The organism is Flavobacterium jumunjinense, assembly GCF_021650975.2.
GTDB lineage: Bacteria > Bacteroidota > Bacteroidia > Flavobacteriales > Flavobacteriaceae > Flavobacterium > Flavobacterium jumunjinense.
Genome location: NZ_CP091285.1, coordinates 3,569,070 through 3,587,816 on the forward strand (window position 1 = coordinate 3,569,070; position 18,747 = coordinate 3,587,816).

An 18,747-nucleotide genomic window follows, 5' to 3' on the forward strand; every position below is an offset into this window, starting at 1 on the left:
CTTCGTTCAACGACGGTTTACTTTATTTTTTTGTGTTCAGTGATTTTAATTTACTATTGGCTATTTAAGCTAAACGAAACCTTAGCTGTTGTGTGTTATTCTTATATTTATCACTTTTTAATTGTAAATATTTTGTTTCTATATTTAATTTTTAATTGCAAGTTTTTAGCTTCTATGTTCCAACCTAATTTAATTGCATTTTTAATTGATTTCTCTATGAAACTTGGAATTACCTTTTTTGACTCATAACTTTCAGGCTCATTTTCTTTATCATTTATAAATAGCCATTCATCATACCAACCGAAATCAATTTCAAGTTTGTTATTTGGATTTTCATTTGGTCTTATTTGGATAATACTTGTAAATCTCCAATTATAAATATTGTTTTCAATTGTAATTTTCCGAAAACCATTTTTTTTTTGAAATCATCGTTTATCTTTTAACCGTTTACAAACCAAACAGTTTTAGTTTCTCTTTTTAAACAATATTTTAAAATTTTTCAAATCTTGTCCAAAATTATTATCAATATAACCTTTTCCTTTGTCAATTGTAAATGATGAAAAATATTCATCATTATCTAAAGTATAAAATTATGTTTTCAAAAGTAATTTTGGTAATATCTTATCCCATCATTTACCGTGATTTTTCTTTAAAAGTAACGCATAACGTTTTTGTGTATTATTAGTTACATTTTTTCAGCAACTAATTTAGCAAATAAAAAACGAATAGAAAATCTGCGAGTACTAGCCACTAATTATATGGGAGTTTTGTCAACAGTGTTTTTATGGTAACAGCAGAAATCTAATTCCACTACAATGGTTTCTATAATTATCTTCAAAACTCAAAAGTTCATTTGATTTCGGTAATTCATTCTTTGCAGCATATTTATTAAATTCAGATTCTGTTTTGAATTCTGTTATTTCGTCCGTTTTCAAGTCCAACACAAAATAGGAGTTCTCAAACTCATAAAACGAACTTTTTAGATTTCCACTCAATTTGTCATTGGTTACTTTAAACTTTGTCGTTTCAATATCAATTCCGTCGCTAGTTTTTTGTCCTTTTAAATATCCGTATTCATTCCAATTTATGTTTTCAATCGTTTCCCAATGTCCGATTGGAATCATTGGTCCATCTCCAAGTCCGTGATTTCCCCAATATGTAAACGAGAAAATAAAAAGTCCAATTGAGATTAAGAAACCAAAAGAAAACCAATATTTTTTCTTTTCCGATTTTACTCTTTTTAGATATTCAATCGGTTTAGATTTTCCAATAATTAATAAAATCCCGATTACTATAAAAGAATAAATCGATGCAAGAACTCCTATTTTGATTAACTGAAATATGAAGTGAAAAAGTACTTCCATTGATTTGGTTTATATTTTGGTTAACATCAGTTTATCTAAAAACCTGCGTTTATGTTAAAAAGATTAGAAATAAAAGTAAAAATAGTATTTTAAGCTCATCAATTTTATAGAACTAGACATCAATTTAAAATAACCTCTTTAAAACAGCTTTAAAATAAGTTGTTTATATATAATTATTTAAAATATTAAGATTTAAAGAAGGTTGGTCAACAGCTAGAGTTTTTATCAGTAGTTTTTTTATTTTTCCTTTATTAATATTGATAATTTAGGATTTTTAGTGTTCCTGTATATGTTCCAGTAATATTATTTTGTGCCTTTGAAAAAGAAAAATTGATTGTATAAATACCATTGTTATATGAAATACTTGTTTGTCCACTTGTCATATCATCAGAACTTAAAGAATTTCCCGAAACGAATGCTCCATTTTGAATTACAACATTTGTATTTATTCCACTATGATCAATAAAAGGATCGCTATAATCCACATTAGTATGTGAATTTTTAACATTATATGTTGTGTATTGTACACTTCCAGGATTTAGACTAGAACAATACATGTTAAAATCTATTAATTGAGTTATATTATTTGAATAAATGTAATTATTATTTTGTAATGTTACTTCATCATTTGTCAAAATAAAGTAAAATCTTCTTTTATTATAGTTTACGTCAGTTCCATTATAATTTGGTATAATAAAACCTTTTGTTAGTGTTTTTTCAACACCGTTTACAATTAATTTCCCGCTATTTGTTGAAATATCACTTGTTATATTATCATCATTTTTAGAGCAAGATGAAAACAAAGTAATGGAAATTAAAAATGTAAAAAGTAAATTTTGCTTGTTCATACTTTTTTTGTAAAAATTATTGCCAACGTTAGTTTGTCTAAAAACCACCGTTTATATTAAAAACAGATTATAAATAGGAACAAAAATAGCTAGAATTTAATTTCAAAAAAAGAAACAATTCAAATCTCTTGTGTGTTTTTTTATTTATGGTTCAACCACGATTTTATTGTAGGTACTTCAAGTCTAACGAAACCTTAGCTGTTGCGTGTTTGTTTTTTATTCCCAATCATATTTTTTTTCACTATTTTCATTGGTTTCTCAAATTCACTATAAGGTGAGTTTGTTTAAAAATCTTCGTTATATTATAAACATGGGTAAAATAGTATTTTAAGTTTATCAATTTTACTGAATCAGACATAAATTTTAAAAATTAAGACTTAAAGATAAGTTGTGCAACAGCTACTGGTGTTGTAAATTGTTTTCCATTTTGTACCACCAATAGTCTCTGTCTAATGTGTCTCTTAGTTTAATGAAAAGAGGAGCAAATCGTTTAAAGTCATATTTTTCGTTCGGTTCACTCTCATTTTTATAACAATAGGCTGGTTTGTTTTTATCGGTTAGCAATTCATTAATTGAGTTTCCATTAATACTATTCCTATATACTAACGTCTCTCTATCGAAACCTTCAATTTTTTTTAGGTTTTGCAGGTTATATTCGAATACCGAATAATCGTCAGCCCAATATGAATGGGTCAAACGTTTTAAACTGGAATGGATACCTTTTGTTAATTTTCCATTCCAATAAACTTTTTCTTCTGAGACTGCAATTTTTGAATTCCAAAGGTTAGCTATTGGGTCATTATTTATATCATTATTTAATTTATTCAATTCTTCTCTATAGGTCTCATCAAAAAATAATTTTAGATTATCTTCTTTAATTGTTTTCCCTCCTGGTCCAAAATAAAAACCATTTTTGTCTTTTGCATAAAATCGTCCTATGGCTTTAAATGATTCAAAATCTACTTTGGCTTTTATTCGCGTTAAAAACAGCTTTGTAGAATTGCCTTTTTCAATAAGACTGAATCCATATAATTCCTCTTGATTACGGAGAAAAGTTGGACTTAGCCATTCACAGTCATCTTCATCAACATATATAGGGTTTCCTTTGATGTCATCTAAAAAAAAATTGGTTTGTGTATTAGTTTTATGATCTTGATAATAATTTTCGACAAGGCGATTATCTTTTATAGTGATTGTAGATATTATTTGAAATTCTCTACCTATGGGAATATTATTTGGAAATAAGTATGCAGATATTTTCATTGTGTTAATAGTTTACAACGTCAGTTTGTCTAAAAACCTCCATTTATATTAAAATAGGTTATAAATAAAAGTAAAATATTTTTTTAAGTTTATCAATTTTATAGAAACATACATAAATTTAAAAAAAAATAAGACTTAATAAATGTTGTGCAACAGCTACCATTCTTGGTGGTAGTTATATTCAATTTCAATTATTCCTTTTAAATATAATTTTGCTTGTCCACTCAACTCAACTCGTTTGTTTAAATTTTTGCATTTTAAAAATCCTTTTCTGTCGGATAGTTGAATAGCGGTCAATTCATTTTTGTTCAATTCTGCCGACCAGTATGGAGTCAAAAAAGTATGAGCTGAACCACATACAGGGTCTTCATTAACTCCTACTTGGGGTGCAAAAAATCTTGATACAAAATCAGATTTTTCTCCTCTAGCGGTTATGATTATTCCTCTTGCATTGACTTTTGCGATTTTACTAAAGTCGGTTTCAATGTCTTTTATTTGTTGCTCATTTTCAAACCTTAACAAATAATCTGTTTTTCCTTTAAATGCTTTTGTAGGTTTAAAGTTGAATCCACTTTTCAACTCCTCTGATAATTCAACTTCATTAAATTGATCAGACGGAAAATTTAACGTTAACCAATCGCCATCTTTTCTCACAGTTAAATTTCCACTTCTTGGTGAATAGAATTCTATTTTGTTTGAGTTGTAATTTTCAAAGTTAAAAAGTACAAAAGCAGTTGCCAAAGTTGCGTGACCGCACAAATCGACTTCAACAGTAGGGGTAAACCATCTAATTTCAAATTGATTTTTATTTTTTACATAAAATGCTGTTTCAGAAAGATTATTTTCAGCCGCAATTTTCAGCATTGTTTCATCTTCCAACCAATTTTCTAATGGACAGACTGCTGCTGGGTTTCCAGAAAACACTTTGTCTGTAAATGTATCAATTTGATAAATTTTAAGTTCTTTCATTTATTTGATTTTTTTAATTACCGACAACGCCAGTTTGTATAAAAACTTTCGTTTATTTTAAATAAAAAATTGAAGTAAAAATAGCTGATTTAAGCTACACAAAAAAACTTTTTTGAATGTAATGTTTGATCATTGCAAATATTAATATTCGCTTAAAAAACCTTAAAAAAGCAACTTACAACCCAAAAATAGAAGTTTAATACTTTGTTAACTTTTGTTATTTTTCAATCTGATGTACCCAATAAGCACCACTTATGTCTGTAATTTTAAGAGTATATTTTCCTTTAGGCAAGTTTGATAAAATGTCATTTTCCAAATTAAGTTTTGCTTTTGCCCCTAAAGGCACAATTAAACTGTGTTTTCCTGGTTTTATTTTAGCAACATAGTAGTTTGAAATACTCTTTTTGTTCAAGGTTGCTAAATTTTCTTGGGTGTATTCTAAAATTGAGTTGTTTTGACTGTCATATAAGTTAATACCTATAACCCAAGAGCCATAAACATCTACTCCTTCGGTTCTAAAGACATCAAAAGTAAGGGTGTTGTTTTGAATTTCACCATTAGTTATTTCAAGCTTTGGTTTTACTGATTTGTTATGAAGTGTTCCCCAAACTCCTCCGTGAAATACTTGATTGGTCATTAGTGTCATTCCAAAAATAAATAGTGAACCCATTAATACTACTTTAGGAAATAGATGCTCTTTAATTGGTGAAATTCCTGAACCTAACCAACTAAACCATTTCTTTTTGGTAATAGTAAAATTGTGTTTTATTAAATAGTTATCCATAGAATATTTTCCACTTCCTGTTAAAAATAAAACAAAACCTGTAGCTATTCCTAAGACACCAATTTGCCATTCATCTAGACAGGTTGTACCTATCCAACCCGAACCAAGAAGAATCCCCATAGCTAAGCCAAATACGCCAATACTCATAATTCGAGTGAATAACCCAAACATTATAAATAATCCAACAATACCTTCTACAATGGTAAATATTACCATATTTATCCAAAGCACATCTGGGTTCTCCACCAAGTATTGGATAATTGGTTGTATACCTAAAGCATTGGGTAAAAAAGCATTAAACTTTTCGCCAATATATCCAGCCACTTCAGGATCTAATTTGTCGACTAATACAGTTCTTCTCCAAAATGCCGAAAAATAAGTCCAACCTACTACTAATCTTAATGCTAATGCCAAAAGACCTGCATCGTTTTTTATATTTACTGTTTTCATAATATATTATATTGTAAGAGTGATAAAACCTTTCTTAGTAAGTTGAAAGCTGTATAAAATACCATTGGGCGTTATTTCAAGATTACTTGGCAATGTTTCTGGATTTATATTAAATTTTGAAAGTGAAATTCCACATACAAAAACTTTTACCTTTTGAGCTTTTGCTTTTTCCAACAGTACATTAAAATCTGAATTATCAGAAATGTCATTCACTGTTTTACCACAAATGATTACATAAAACTCTCCATATTTTTTCCCGTCTTCTTTTGCCAGTTGATTGACAGTTAGCAATACAGGTTTGAGTTGTTGTATGTTTTTTGAAAGCACTAAATAATTATTCTTTTTAGGGGTAATATTTTGTGCTTGTAATAGCGATGTTCCAAATAGTAAGAGGAATATTGTTGTTATAAATAGGATTGAATTTTTCATTGTTTTTGAATTTTTAAGTTTGAATTAATACTAAAAAAAAGAAGTCCACCAAGTATGGCTACATTCTTAAAAAGTGGACCTAGAGATGTCATTTATCCAACTTGTACAGTTAGCGTAATAGGAATTAAAATAGCTATTAATATTATTGAGGCCATTTTCGTTTTAAAGCCAAGAAGTAATGAAATGCTTGTAATTAGCATTACAATTCCTCATAGAATCACAGCTGTTTCTAGTGTTCCTAGAATATTTCCAATAAAAACCATTGAGGAATTTTCTATTCTGCTCACAGTTTTTTCGGTATTAAAAAAATGATTGGTGCTTGCTATTATAAAAATTAGGCTAAGCATAATGCAAAGTATAACTACAGATTTGTAGCTAACTTCAAGTGTTTTTTCTTGAAATTTCATTTTAGATATTTGTAATTGATTGATATAGCAGAAATAATAAATGCTTTACGTTTTCTTATTTAGAAAATCAATTACGAATAGACCTTGAGGTTCTGATATAAAATATAGAAAGGAACATCAAAAACCAACAGGTTTCTTGATGTATTAAGATTAAAAGAATTCCTAAGTAAATAGGAAGTGAAATCAAAATGAGAGGCTTCCGATATTAGAAAGTCAGATTGCTGAAAAGTTGGTTTTGTGATAGTCTGAATAGTTTCAGAAAACTCAAAAGTCTGGCAATTTGATTGTGAAATTGTAGATTGACTCTTGTTTAAGACGTTGGTTTGAGGAATTCCTAATTCAGCTTGAATAAAATTCCTAACCTTACAAGGTGAAAGCAATAGTAGCAACACAAGTCCAAAAATAGACAAGGTTGAATTCATTTTATTTATTTTACAACTTTCTTTCACTTTGCAAATATAGATACAATTTTTTCGGTATTATGTTATTTTTTTCTTAACGAAAGCCGACTGTTGAGGTAAAGTCGTACGAATGCAACGATGTTGGGCGTTCGCTTTTATTTATTCAGTAGAATATTCAAATGATTTGTCCATTTTTTCGTAAGGAATAAATTCATTTAATATTCTTTTAAGCTCTATGCCTGTCAAAAGTCCTCTGTGTTTCTCCTTTGTCCTTGGTAACTCTATTTCATAATCAATTATTTGTCTTGACAATACGCTTTTCAAGATTTCTGTTTGTTGCTCTGTCAAATACTTGGTATGTGTCTTTAAAACACTTTCAATGTTCTCTCTAAATTCTTTGTCGGAAACATTGTTATAAGTGTCTTGTTCTGACATATCTGTCAACAAAGTTCTGAAAATATAGTGTTGAAAATTTTTTGCAAGATAATTTACCTCGTTGCAGTCGTGCCAAACGAAAACAATTGGAATATCATCTCCATTTTGTTCATTCAATAAAAAACAATAATGGTCGCCAGCACCGCTTTTTGCAAATGGAATAAATTTAAATTCAGGATTTATTTGTCGATAATCTTCTGGGTCAGAAAAGTCATTTATTTCCTCTGCAATAGAATTTGTGTTTAATAATTCAAAGTCGTATGAATGCAAAAGAAGTGTCGGATTTTCTTTGAGTTTAGGAAAAACAGTGCTATACCAATTTGGCCCATATTCGCCAACATTAAGCATTCCGTCTTGTTCCAATTGTTTATAAAGTGCTGAATATTTGAAGTTATATTCTTTTTCGATTTCTGTTAATGTCATATGTTGTCTTTTAGGTTTACTTTAGGTCTCAAAGTGACACCCAACGTTTCCCAGGCTTTACGACTGTTGCGGATTAAAGAAACCAAAACTTTCGGTTAAGCATTGCTTCAAAGATACAAAACTAACCTTGAATTAAGCTCAAAACCCGTAATAGCGTAAAAACTGTGTACATGTTGCACAACTAATAATATTAAATTAAATACTAATTTTATGATTTTTGTAAATTCATAAATATTAATGCTTTTCATTTCTTTAAAATGATTAAAAACTAAAAATTAAAGCCTTTAATTAGTTATGCAACAGCTACGCCTGTTAGCGTTAGTGCTTTCTCTTTAGCTCCAATTAAAGTATTGAAATACTTCATTTTCTTTCTCGTGTAAAAAAAGTAAAATTTCGTCTTCTCCTAATTCTGAATAATTATAACCCGTTACACTACCTACAAAATTCAAAGATTCAAAATTGATCTTCAATTCATCTAGTACTTCCTGTAAATATTCAAGTCCATATTCATCGTCATAAACACCTCCCAAAGTTTCATAAGGTTCTCTTTCGTGGTCGCTATTTCCATTTGAGTAAGCATTGCCTTGAATAAACTTTCCTGTTTCTATATACTTGTCTCTAGTCAACCAATAGTTAATAACTCCACGTACATAAAAATAATAGTCAAAATCTATTTTCTCTCTTCGTTTATCCTCTTTTTTTGTATATTCAGCGTCTGTTAAGTATTTGTCTTTATGTTCTTTATAAACAATTTCGGCCTCTTTGTACCATTCAATTGCTTTTTCAAATTTTGGTATTTGATTAAAGTTACCATCAAATCTATATTTGTCGCCAATTATTTTGAACCTTATAAAATTATAACCAAAGTCTGTTCCTGAAATTTCCTCGTCTGGGTCTCCGTTTCCGTGGACTGTAATAAAATGAACTTTTCCATTTCCTTTACCAATTGAGTTTAGGTCAACTGTAATGAGTGGAAAAAAGACTACTTTATGTAAATCTGTTGGGTTTTCAAAAACGTCCTCTAAACTGGGGAATAATTTAATTTCTGCCATTTTCTATTAAAATTTAGTTCTGTTTCTTGGGTCTCATAGCCTGACAGCTAACGTCAGTTTGTCTAAAAACCTTCGTTTATTTTACTTTATGTTATAAATTGAAGTAAAAATAGCGGATTTAAGATACACAAAAAAAACTTTTCTGAATGTAATGTTTCATCATTACAAAAATTAAAATTAGCCAATAAACCCCAATCGCTTGAGTATCTTAACGTAACGATTAAGCAAATTTTCAAACTGTGCACACAATAATATTTAAAACTTAGCTAACAAATAGTAGCTATAAAATAAATAGTTTTCACGTTACCGCTTAGTTAATTTGGTCGTACTCGGTTAGTTTTTGGAGGAACCGTTTACTTGATTGCCTGTAGTTTTTTCACAGGTTTATAAATTCCATAATTCGTAAATTCATTTAATTTAATTTCATTTATTGGATCAAATACTATGTGTTCGGTATAAATTTTCACTTCTCCCGTTTTTTCTTCTTTCATGAAAACTACTGTTTCAGAGGTAATTCTAGTTACATTCATATTATCTCTTGAACTCATTAAGTATACATTTCCTTTAGGAATTGATATCCTTTTAAAGTCAATGTCATTAACGTAAACAGAGTTGTTTGAATAAAAAATGATACTATCTCTAGTTTCTTTAAATGTTTTAAATTTATAATGACCATTAATATGTTGAGCTTGTTTACGTTTTCCATGGTAGTCATGATATCCCTTAATGTCTGTATTTATTTTTTTGAGATTAACACCTTTTACATTTTGTATACTTGGGTTGTCGAGTCTATAAACTCCTTTAATTTCATTATTATTTGGTATTTGTAGTAAATAAGATAATTTCTCGCTAGAAGTCACATCTTTTTGATTAAATCCATTTTTAGATTTTAATATTTTCATACCTGAAATCATTGAATCTCGACCACCTGATGCATCAAATTTAAATATTGATAAATTCGAATTTTCTATTTTCTGTTCCCATAATTGAATATCCCAAGTTGTATCATAAAAGCAACTTGTAGATAGTAATAATGATATTAATATTATAATTCTTTTTTTCATTTTTATCCATAATTTTTTATAATGAGCTATAACATCAGCTTATCTATAAACCTTCGTTTATTTTAAAATTGATTATATATAAGAGTAAAAATAGCATTTTTAAGTTATCCTATTTTTATAAAATTACACTTAACTCAAAAAAATAAATAAATGAATAGTGCTGTAATGTATACTGTTGTACTGTGCATAATAGTAGGTTACTACAGTAATGTGTACTGTTACATTGTGCATCATAATAGGTTGCTATAGTAATGTGTACTGTTACACCGTGCATCATAGTAGGTTGCTATAGTAATGTGTACTGTTACACTTTGCATCATAGTAGGTTACTACAGTAATGTGTACTGTTACACGGTGCATCATAGTAGGTTACTACAGTAATGTGTACTGTTAGACTGTGTATTATAGTAGGTGACTGTAGCAATTTAGTGCTTACAAAATTGTTTCTTATTCCTTTCATTACAAGTTTTCACAGGATTAGTAAAAAAATAAAAAATTATGATTTTTTCACTATTTAAACTACAAAATTGGCATATAGTTTGTTAATGCTAAATTTTATTAATTTAATTCTATAAATAGTATGGAAACAAAATCGAATTCGGAAAACACAAAACCGACAAAAAAACGTAATTTACCAGCTGCCGATATCAATTTTGGTAACGTGGTTACAAACGTTAGTGCAAAATGGATGGCTAACGATGAGCTTACTTTAAAATGGTTAACCGCTATACAATTTGAAGCAGATGCCACTAGTTTTAACGCTACTTTAGAAACGAGGTTGCAAAAGGGTGCTTCAAGACCTCAATTGACGCAATCTTTAAAAACCTTAGACAAAGAGATAGACAATGCGTTGTCTTACGTGAAGGGGTATATTACCGATAAATATAAAAAAGAGAATGCACCGAGTTATTATGCTGCGTTTGGTATTGAACACAAAACGAATAAATACGTTTTTCCTTTGGATCAAAATAAACGTATTGCAGCTTTAAAATTGATGATTGAGGCAATAACAGTACATGGTTTTGAAGACAAAGAATATGGTCTTCTTTTTTGGACTCCCATAGCGGCACAATATAGTACTTTTGTTGGACAAGCTTCGGCAGTAGACGGACAAGTTGCTGTTAAAGTGGGTGATAAGAATGAGCTTAAAAAGAGCTTGAAAAAAGGATTAAATGCTATTATAAATCTCTTAAAAGCAAATTATCCTGATACCTACAAGCATGAATTACGTGATTGGGGTTTTCAAAAAGAAAAGTACTAATGTGAAATTGTATTAAAAAAAAGCAACTATAAAAAAACTCCTTCAAGGGGTTTTTTCTTTTTTAGAGTAAATTTAAATGATAGAGGGTAGTGCAACCTATTTTTCAAAACCATTAATAGACTTTTTCAAACAGTTAGAGTTGCATTCAATTTTATAATAATAAACGCTTAAGCGCAATTAGGATATCCATTTGGCATAGGTCGGTACGAATAGTATTGTAATACTTCTTCAATAGCAAACTGTAAAGCACGATTTATTGGTACAATTTGATTGCCTAATCTAAAATCAATTTGAGAAAGATTCATATAATAATCGGTAAAAATAGGTACGGGTAGTCCGTTGTTTATTGCTTCATTCGATTTGTCGAAAGCCTCTTTTTGCCCTTCTTTAATTATTTTGCAAGTAGCCAAACGAAATTGTCCATATTTATCTTTATTGGCTCCATAACCAAATAATCTACAAATGAGTCCTCTGTATTTATATGCACTACAACTTCCTGAATTTTTGTCGATAACATATAATGGACTATAAATATAACAGATGGTACTTTTATTTTTTTGTAGTTCAATTAAAATTTGTTGTGCATTTCCATTCAAATAAAGATGAAATGCCCATGGTAAGAATTCTAGAGGAGAAGCATCAATTTCAGGATTGGTACAACACTTTCCACAACCTGCAACACAACTCAATTTTGTATGATTTTGAAAGCTTGTAATTTCTAATTCAAGTTTTGAAAATAAGGCTTCAACTTGGAGCACACGCTTTTCTATAGACATATTTTTTACACAAGGTAGTCTTATTAAATGCTATTGGTACTTTGATTGTGAACAAATTTTGTTTTCTTTATGTTTCGACCAAATTAAAACCTAATCAAGGTGATTTAGATGCAATAAAATTGACGTCAGTTTGATTGATTTTCGATAGAGAATTGTATCAAAGATAAGTAATTTTTTTGTTTAGTATCTAATTTTGATACACGTCATTTCAAGCGAAAAGTATATCGAGAAGTTTGTTCCTTTTCACTATAAAAAATCACTGAATTTGACGGTTTTTCTAATTAACTTTTAGATGGGACTCCTAATTAATCACGTTATTTAAAATTGGGTATAAATGAAATTTAAAACAGTTAATTTATGGTTTTATATGTGATAGAGATTTGTATCTATCTTAAAATTATTAGCAGAAGTGTTTGATTAATAGTTTTTTACATTTTTTCTGTAATTATAGTTAAACTTTGGATTAGCTGATTTTTATATGCTTTTTTTACTAAATTTGGATTGTTAAAAAAATAAATGATTAGTATTATTTAAGTTAATAAAATAGCATATATTCTTATTTCGAAAGTATGTTTTACTATTTCATAATACAAATTGAGTACGATTTCAAATAAACAATAACAAATTTAAATCTTAAAACAATGAAAAAAATCAAATTAGAAGGTAAACTAAACCTTAACAAAGAAACGGTTACTAAATTGAATGATGCTCAAATGAAAAACCTAAATGGTGGAGCATGGTTTACACTTTATCATTGTAATAAAACAAGAAATTGCGCAACAGCAACTTGCCCAACTGTAGGGTGTCCAACTGGTTCTTGTCCAAATGTTTGTGTTCCTCATACAGAAGGTGGAAGCATTTGCCAATCAGGATGTGGAGACATGCAGTGTCCATAATAATTAGACATGTTTAAATATTTGAAGAATGGCTTTCAGTACGTACTGAAAGTCATTTTTTTTAATTATAAATGATAGGTAAATAGCGCTTTACAGTTTTTCTGTAATTATAGTTAAAGTTTTTTAGAGATTATTTTCATGTGTTTTTTTTGTTAAATTTGGTTGGAGTGAAAGTATTTACATATAATTTGATGCTAAAGTGTATCAAATCTAAAAAGTAAAGGATACACCAATTTGACAAAGCGTTAAAAACAATACAAATCAGAAACAAACTAAGACAATGAAAAAAATTAAATTAGAAGGTAAGCTAAACCTTAACAAAGAGACAGTAACACGATTAAACGAAGCAGAGTTAAAGAGGGTAAATGGAGGTACGTTTATGACGCTTAAAGGGTGTAATAATGGTACTAAATTTTGTGTAACAGATACTTGTCAAACAGTAAATTTCACATGTACAATAGTGCTTACGCAAAATTGTCCAACATTAATTTGTCCAACACAAGATGCTACAGCATGTAATTCTAAATGTGGAGATGTATACTGTCCATAATTTTTTTAAAGAAATAATAAAAGATAGCTTTCTATATTTAGAAAGCTATCTTTTTAAAATATAGAGTCCAAAAGAAATTCTAAAGTTGAATGAAAGAAATATTAGAACAAAAAACAAAAGAGATTGTAGAAATAATAATGGACCATAACTATAATAGCATGAGTTTGCTATCTGGAAACACAGGTTCATTATTTTTATTAAGTTATTATGCAGAATATACTAAAGATGACAAATATTTAGAGGTTGTTGAAGAAATTATAGTTGACCTATATACTAATATTAATAATGGAAATTTTCATTTGGACTTTAGCTATTCTAATGGAGTTACCGGATTTCTTTGGGCATTGAACAATCTTTTAGAATCGGGACATATCGATATTGATTTTGATAGTTATTTTTCAGATTCTATTCCTAGTATTGCTAATTATATGATGGAGAAAACAGAAGAAAAAGATTTCGATTTTCTTCATGGTGCTCTCGGGCCAGCAAACTTTCTCCTTGATATTGCGAAAAAATTTCCAATTTGTTTTGCCTTTCTAAACGAATTCAATGAAAAGTTAATCGCAAGCGGAATATACAATCCAACACAAGACACACTTCATTATATTTCTCCCATCTTAAAAGGAGCTGGAGAAAAAGAAAATGTAATCAACTTAAGTCTTTCCCATGGAATGGCAGCAACAATGCATTATATCGTTCGTTGTTTGCAACATGAAGAACTGTATTCAGAAGCATTAGTTGCAGCTTTAAAGCGAATGATTAACGTATACCGATTAAATCAAAATCCGATTGCAACAAATGCTAGCTATTTCCCATCATGGATTAAATTAGAAAATCATCAACCCTTTACAAGTAGATTGGCTTGGTGCTATGGTGATTTAGGTATTGGAACAGAATTGTATAGAGCAGGTGAGACTTTAAACGATGCGGAACTTAAAGAATATGCTTTGACTATATTGAAGCATACAGCACAAAGGAGAGAAGTAGTAAAAGAAAATGTTGCGGATGGTAATTTCTGCCATGGAAGTTGTGGTTTATCTGAAGTGTATCGATCTATTTATCAATTAACAAAAGAGCAATTATTTTTAGAAACGGCAGACTATTGGTTCAATGTTACATTAGATTTAGCGGTTCATGAAGATGGAATTGCAGGCTACAAAACCTATTTAGGAGGAAAAAAGATTTACGAATATAATTCTTCTTTATTAGAAGGAGCTACAGGAATAGGAATGGTTTTTATGGCAACTTTATTACAGAAAGAATTGCCTTGGAAAAAGGCATTAATGCTCTAGTAAAAAAAGAAAGATTCAACTTTAAAATATAATTATGAAGTATGGTATATTAGATTTTGGAACAATACAAAAAGATTCCAATGCAATATCAACAATACATGAAACTATTGAAATGACACAAATGGCAGAAGAACTCGGTTTTTCTAGATATTGGCTTAGTGAACATCATGAAGATAACTTAGCTTGGAAGAATCCGGATTTAATTTTACCATTATTAGCAGGCTATACCGAAAATATAAGAATTGGTTCTGCGGGTGTACTTGTTGGTTTGCACGCTCCAATTAATACGGCCTATCATTATAAATTATTAGCTAATCTTTATCCTTCCCGAATTGATTTGGGCTTAGCTAAAGGAAAAACAGAAGTACATAAAAGTTTGGAACTTGTTGATGGTGGAGATTGGAAAAAAAACATGGAGGATTTTTTTAATAGGGTTAAAAAAATTAAAAGTCTAATTAATGATGAAGTAACCGATATAATTTTGCCACCCAAGCAAGGAGAATCACCCGAATTATGGATTTTAGGAACAAGTAATTCAAGTCAAGATTTTATAATTCAAGAGCAAACTAATTTTTCACTTTCATTATTTCATCTCATTAATGGAATGCCTTCGCCCAATATTATTAAAGAGTTGAAGGAAGCCTATTTTAAAAAGCATCAAAAGGAACTTAATGTAAACATAACACTAAGTGCTTTTTGTAGTAAGAGTGACAAAAGAATTGAAGAGATTCGAGAAAAAACAAAAAATATAATGTTGAATTTTTCAGGGAAACCAGAATATTTTATTCCTTTTTTAGAACAACAAGCCAAGTTGTATAATGTAGATGAAATTATTATTCTAAATCTTGGAGAAACAATAGAAGAAAAGCAATTGCTTATGGAGGTTTTTAAAACAACTGTAAGTGCATAATAAATAGTAGCAAATGAAATACCTTTCAAAGTTTATTTTTAGAACACCATTATATCCTTTTTTGAAAAGCACAACAGATAAACTATTTTCTGAGGCAATTTATATAACTTCTCCATCTTTAAGAAGAGAATATGAAAAATATAAAGAAGGAAAAATAGAAAGCCAAAAGGAAATCAAGAAATTAAACATTGCATATTATAAGTATTTAAGTAGGGCAAGTTCTCGTTGCACCCCTTTTGGACTATTTGCAGGATTAGGAACAGGCGAATTTGGTAATGATAATAAGATCGTACTAAATGCCAATCCGAATGATAAGATTATAAGAAGAACAAGACCAGATATGAATGTTATTTGTATGTTGGCAAAAGAGATTGAGAACAAAGATTTCGTTCAACCTTATGTGAAGTTTTTCCCAAATAATAGTATTTACAAAATAGACTCCTTTTATAGATATGTAGAATATTATTATGCAGCAGGTAGGAGAGTGCATAAAATTAGTAAAGTAGATTTTTCTGATTATTTAGAGCAAATCCTTGAAAGTGCAACAGAAGGTAAAACAGCATTAGAACTGGTCAACACTTTGATTGGTTTAGGTATTGAAGAAGAAGAAGCAACTCCATTTATTAAAGAATTAATCAACTTTCAGCTTTTAGTAAGTGATTTTGAGCCTAGTGTAACAGGTAAGGAGTTCTATGAAGTATTAATAGATAAACTTCATGAGATTCAAAGTAATCATCCTTCAGAAGGCTTAACAGAGACGATACGTTTGCTTTTAGAGATTAAAGAAGATCTTAATACAATTGATGAAAACGTAATTAATGAAGAGAAAACTTATGAAGTATTACATAGCAAAATTAAGTTATTCTTAAAAGATATTCCAGAAACTAATCTTTTTCAAACCGATTTATATTTTAAAACAGAAGAAGCACAATTGAATAGTTCAATTCAAGATTCAATTTCGGATGTCATTGCATTTTTAAATAAAATCACACCCAATTATAATAATACTACGCTAGAAAATTTCAAAAAGAATTTTTCAGAACGCTATGAAGAAGCAGAAATGCCTTTATTACAAGTATTAGATGTTGAAAATGGTATTGGATATCCAAATAAAAATACAGTCGGAGTAAACTACTTAATTGATGATCTTGAAATTGGAAACGCACAACAAGATTTTGAAATCAAATGGACAGTACAACAAAAAAGATTATTTGAATTATTGCTAAAATCACATAAAGAGGATTTAAAAGTTTTAACAATAACAGAAGAAGATTTTAAAGATATTGATTATACAAACACAAATTTACCGCATTCTTTTGCCATTAAATTTAATGTTTTAAATGCTGAAACTGAAAAAATACAGTTGGATGCGATTGCGGGTGCAACGGCTAATTTACTTATAGGGCGTTTTGGGCATGGTAATGAAGAAATTGCTAAAATAATAACCGATATTACAGCACATGAAGAATCGCATGCTAATGATAGTATATTAGCAGAGATTGCACATTTGCCAGAAAGTAGAATTGGAAATATTCTTTCAAGACCAGATATGAGAACCTATGAAATGGCATATTTGGCAAAATCGAATAAAGAAGAACAGTTTCAAATTCAGATTTCCGATTTGTACGTGTCTATTAGAAACGGAAATATCATTTTACGTAGTAAAAAACTAAACAAGCAAATCATTCCAAGATTAGGAAACGCTCATAACTTTAGTTTTAACTCATTGCCTGTTTATCATTTTCTTTGCGATTTGCAATTGCAATTTTATTCAAAACCTTCATTGTATTTTAATTGGGGCTCTTTAGCTTCTCAGTTTCGTTTTCTTCCACGTGTCGAATATAAAAATGTAGTTTTGAAAGCAGCAACATGGCAATTGAATAAAACTGATTTCGAACCGTTATTGAAAGGAAATAGCGATGCGAAGACTATAAAAGCATTTAATGAGTTTAAAAGTAAATTCAATTTGCCAGATTTATTTTTATTAGTTGATGGAGATAATGAATTGCTTATTAATACAGATGAAGAAATAGCAATTTTTTCATTTATTGATACAATAAAAAATAGAGGATCTATTCATTTGGAAGAATTTCTCTTTGATACAGATCAGGCATTAATAAAAGATAATGACGGAAATTGTTTTACGAATGAATGTGTTGCTTTCTTGTTGAATGAAGAAACCAAGTTTCCAAAGATCAATTTTAATGATGAAAAACAAACTGAAGTTTCACGCTATTTTTTACCAGGAAGTGAATGGTTGTATTTTAAAGTCTATTGTGGTGTTAAAACATCAGATTATTTACTGACCGAAATTATATTACCAATCATTGAAGATTTATCAGAAAAAGGTAAAATTAAAAAATGGTTCTATCTTCGTTATTTTGATAGTGATTATCATTTGCGTTTTCGTTTACACTTAGAAAACACAAACGATTACGATTCGATAATGAAACTAATTAATGAGGCTTTGTCCGAATTACATAATAACGGATTAGTTGCAAAAGTTCAATTGGATACTTACAATAAAGAAATTGAACGTTATGGTGTTGAAAATATGGAAACCTCAGAAAAGTTGTTTCATTTAGATAGTGTGTTTTGTACTAATTTCATTAACTATTTAGATCCAGAAATAGGAACAACCATTAAATGGCAAATTGCCCTTAGAGCTACCGATCAATATTTAGATGATTTTGGTTTAGATTTAGAACAAAAAGCAGCCTTTACAGAAAAAGTAGCAGAGAATTTTTTCATAGAAAACAACGGAAATACTTTTCTTAGAAAGCAATTGAACGAGAAGTACCGTAAAATGAGAAGTGAAGTTGAGGATTTAATGTTATATGAAAAAGATGCTGAAAGAGAAATTTTGCCCTTATTAGAGTTGTTAAATGAGAGAAGCTATGCGAATAAAAGTCTGATTGAATCATTAGGAATTAAATATGAAGATAGAGAGTTTCATAATTTAGTTTTTAGTTATATACACATGATGCACAATAGAATTTTTAATGCAAAACAACGTCATAATGAGTTTGTAATTTATGAATTGCTTTCAAGGCATTTTAAATCATTTATAGCTAGAAAGAAATATGCAAAAGTAAAAGTATAACTTCTTTAATACCATTTATCACTTGAATTTACTGGAATAAAACGGCCTTTTTTCCTCGCTATTTCAATAT

At 29.1% G+C, this 18,747-nt stretch carries 18 protein-coding genes; 7 read left to right on the forward strand and 11 right to left on the reverse strand.

What is annotated here, in order from left to right:
• Nucleotides 1-782 precede the first annotated feature (782 nt).
• The 6 genes from L2Z92_RS16140 to L2Z92_RS16165 all read right to left on the reverse strand — a co-directional run bounded on the left by L2Z92_RS16140 (nt 783) and on the right by L2Z92_RS16165 (nt 6,107).
• Nucleotides 783-1,364: a hypothetical protein gene (locus L2Z92_RS16140; RefSeq protein ID WP_236455515.1), complete on the reverse strand. Its 582-nt coding sequence runs from the start codon at nt 1,362-1,364 to the stop codon at nt 783-785.
• A 251-nt stretch (nt 1,365-1,615) separates the two neighbouring features.
• Nucleotides 1,616-2,212, reverse strand: a complete 597-nt coding sequence (locus L2Z92_RS16145; RefSeq protein ID WP_236455516.1) for a hypothetical protein — start codon at nt 2,210-2,212, stop codon at nt 1,616-1,618.
• A gap of 399 nt (nt 2,213-2,611) precedes the next feature.
• Entirely contained in the window at nt 2,612-3,475 is an 864-nt protein-coding gene (locus tag L2Z92_RS16150; protein WP_236455519.1) for a DKNYY domain-containing protein, read from the reverse strand.
• A 156-nt stretch (nt 3,476-3,631) separates the two neighbouring features.
• Complete coding sequence (locus tag L2Z92_RS16155) at nt 3,632-4,444, reverse strand: PhzF family phenazine biosynthesis protein (RefSeq protein WP_236455521.1); 813 nt, start codon at nt 4,442-4,444, stop codon at nt 3,632-3,634.
• A gap of 217 nt (nt 4,445-4,661) precedes the next feature.
• Nucleotides 4,662-5,678 (reverse strand): TQO small subunit DoxA domain-containing protein, encoded by a 1,017-nt coding sequence (locus L2Z92_RS16160; RefSeq protein ID WP_236455523.1) that lies wholly within the window; start codon nt 5,676-5,678, stop codon nt 4,662-4,664.
• Between the two features lie 6 nt (nt 5,679-5,684).
• Nucleotides 5,685-6,107 carry a DsrE family protein gene (locus L2Z92_RS16165; RefSeq protein ID WP_236455524.1) on the reverse strand — a complete coding sequence of 141 codons (423 nt, stop codon included), beginning with the start codon at nt 6,105-6,107 and terminating at the stop codon, nt 5,685-5,687.
• Between the two features lie 54 nt (nt 6,108-6,161).
• On the opposite strand from L2Z92_RS16165, the gene L2Z92_RS21415 reads away from it, so the two are divergent.
• The gene (locus L2Z92_RS21415; RefSeq protein ID WP_319800380.1) at nt 6,162-6,419 is read left to right on the forward strand and encodes a hypothetical protein; all 258 of its coding nucleotides are present in this window, start codon (nt 6,162-6,164) and stop codon (nt 6,417-6,419) included.
• A gap of 166 nt (nt 6,420-6,585) precedes the next feature.
• Here L2Z92_RS21415 and L2Z92_RS16175 read toward each other — a convergent pair whose 3' ends face one another.
• From L2Z92_RS16175 to L2Z92_RS16190, 4 genes are all read right to left on the reverse strand, one after another.
• Nucleotides 6,586-6,936: a hypothetical protein gene (locus L2Z92_RS16175; protein WP_236455525.1), complete on the reverse strand. Its 351-nt coding sequence runs from the start codon at nt 6,934-6,936 to the stop codon at nt 6,586-6,588.
• A 138-nt stretch (nt 6,937-7,074) separates the two neighbouring features.
• A complete protein-coding gene (locus L2Z92_RS16180; RefSeq protein ID WP_236455526.1) occupies nt 7,075-7,773 on the reverse strand; it encodes an SMI1/KNR4 family protein in 699 nt (232 codons plus the stop codon).
• Nucleotides 7,774-8,105: 332 nt separating this feature from the next.
• Nucleotides 8,106-8,825 (reverse strand): hypothetical protein, encoded by a 720-nt coding sequence (locus tag L2Z92_RS16185; RefSeq protein ID WP_236455527.1) that lies wholly within the window; start codon nt 8,823-8,825, stop codon nt 8,106-8,108.
• 353 nt (nt 8,826-9,178) lie between these two features.
• Nucleotides 9,179-9,889: a hypothetical protein gene (locus L2Z92_RS16190; RefSeq protein WP_236455528.1), complete on the reverse strand. Its 711-nt coding sequence runs from the start codon at nt 9,887-9,889 to the stop codon at nt 9,179-9,181.
• A gap of 580 nt (nt 9,890-10,469) precedes the next feature.
• Here L2Z92_RS16190 and L2Z92_RS16195 point away from each other — a divergent pair.
• Nucleotides 10,470-11,150, forward strand: a complete 681-nt coding sequence (locus L2Z92_RS16195; protein ID WP_236455529.1) for a hypothetical protein — start codon at nt 10,470-10,472, stop codon at nt 11,148-11,150.
• A 167-nt stretch (nt 11,151-11,317) separates the two neighbouring features.
• On the opposite strand, the gene L2Z92_RS16200 is transcribed toward L2Z92_RS16195, so the two are convergent.
• Nucleotides 11,318-11,926, reverse strand: a complete 609-nt coding sequence (locus L2Z92_RS16200; protein ID WP_236455531.1) for a YkgJ family cysteine cluster protein — start codon at nt 11,924-11,926, stop codon at nt 11,318-11,320.
• 641 nt (nt 11,927-12,567) lie between these two features.
• Between L2Z92_RS16200 and L2Z92_RS16205 the strand changes: the two genes are divergently transcribed.
• The 5 genes from L2Z92_RS16205 (at nt 12,568) to L2Z92_RS16225 (ending at nt 18,677) form a co-directional block, all read left to right on the forward strand.
• The gene (locus L2Z92_RS16205) at nt 12,568-12,822 is read left to right on the forward strand and encodes a class I lanthipeptide (RefSeq protein WP_236455533.1); all 255 of its coding nucleotides are present in this window, start codon (nt 12,568-12,570) and stop codon (nt 12,820-12,822) included.
• A 280-nt stretch (nt 12,823-13,102) separates the two neighbouring features.
• Nucleotides 13,103-13,372, forward strand: coding sequence for a class I lanthipeptide (locus L2Z92_RS16210; RefSeq protein ID WP_236455535.1), 270 nt, complete (start codon nt 13,103-13,105; stop codon nt 13,370-13,372).
• A gap of 89 nt (nt 13,373-13,461) precedes the next feature.
• Nucleotides 13,462-14,664 (forward strand): lanthionine synthetase LanC family protein, encoded by a 1,203-nt coding sequence (locus L2Z92_RS16215; RefSeq protein ID WP_236455537.1) that lies wholly within the window; start codon nt 13,462-13,464, stop codon nt 14,662-14,664.
• A gap of 34 nt (nt 14,665-14,698) precedes the next feature.
• A complete protein-coding gene (locus tag L2Z92_RS16220) occupies nt 14,699-15,574 on the forward strand; it encodes an LLM class flavin-dependent oxidoreductase (protein WP_236455539.1) in 876 nt (291 codons plus the stop codon).
• A gap of 13 nt (nt 15,575-15,587) precedes the next feature.
• Nucleotides 15,588-18,677: a lantibiotic dehydratase gene (locus L2Z92_RS16225; protein WP_236455541.1), complete on the forward strand. Its 3,090-nt coding sequence runs from the start codon at nt 15,588-15,590 to the stop codon at nt 18,675-18,677.
• Nucleotides 18,678-18,747: the final 70 nt, after the last annotated feature.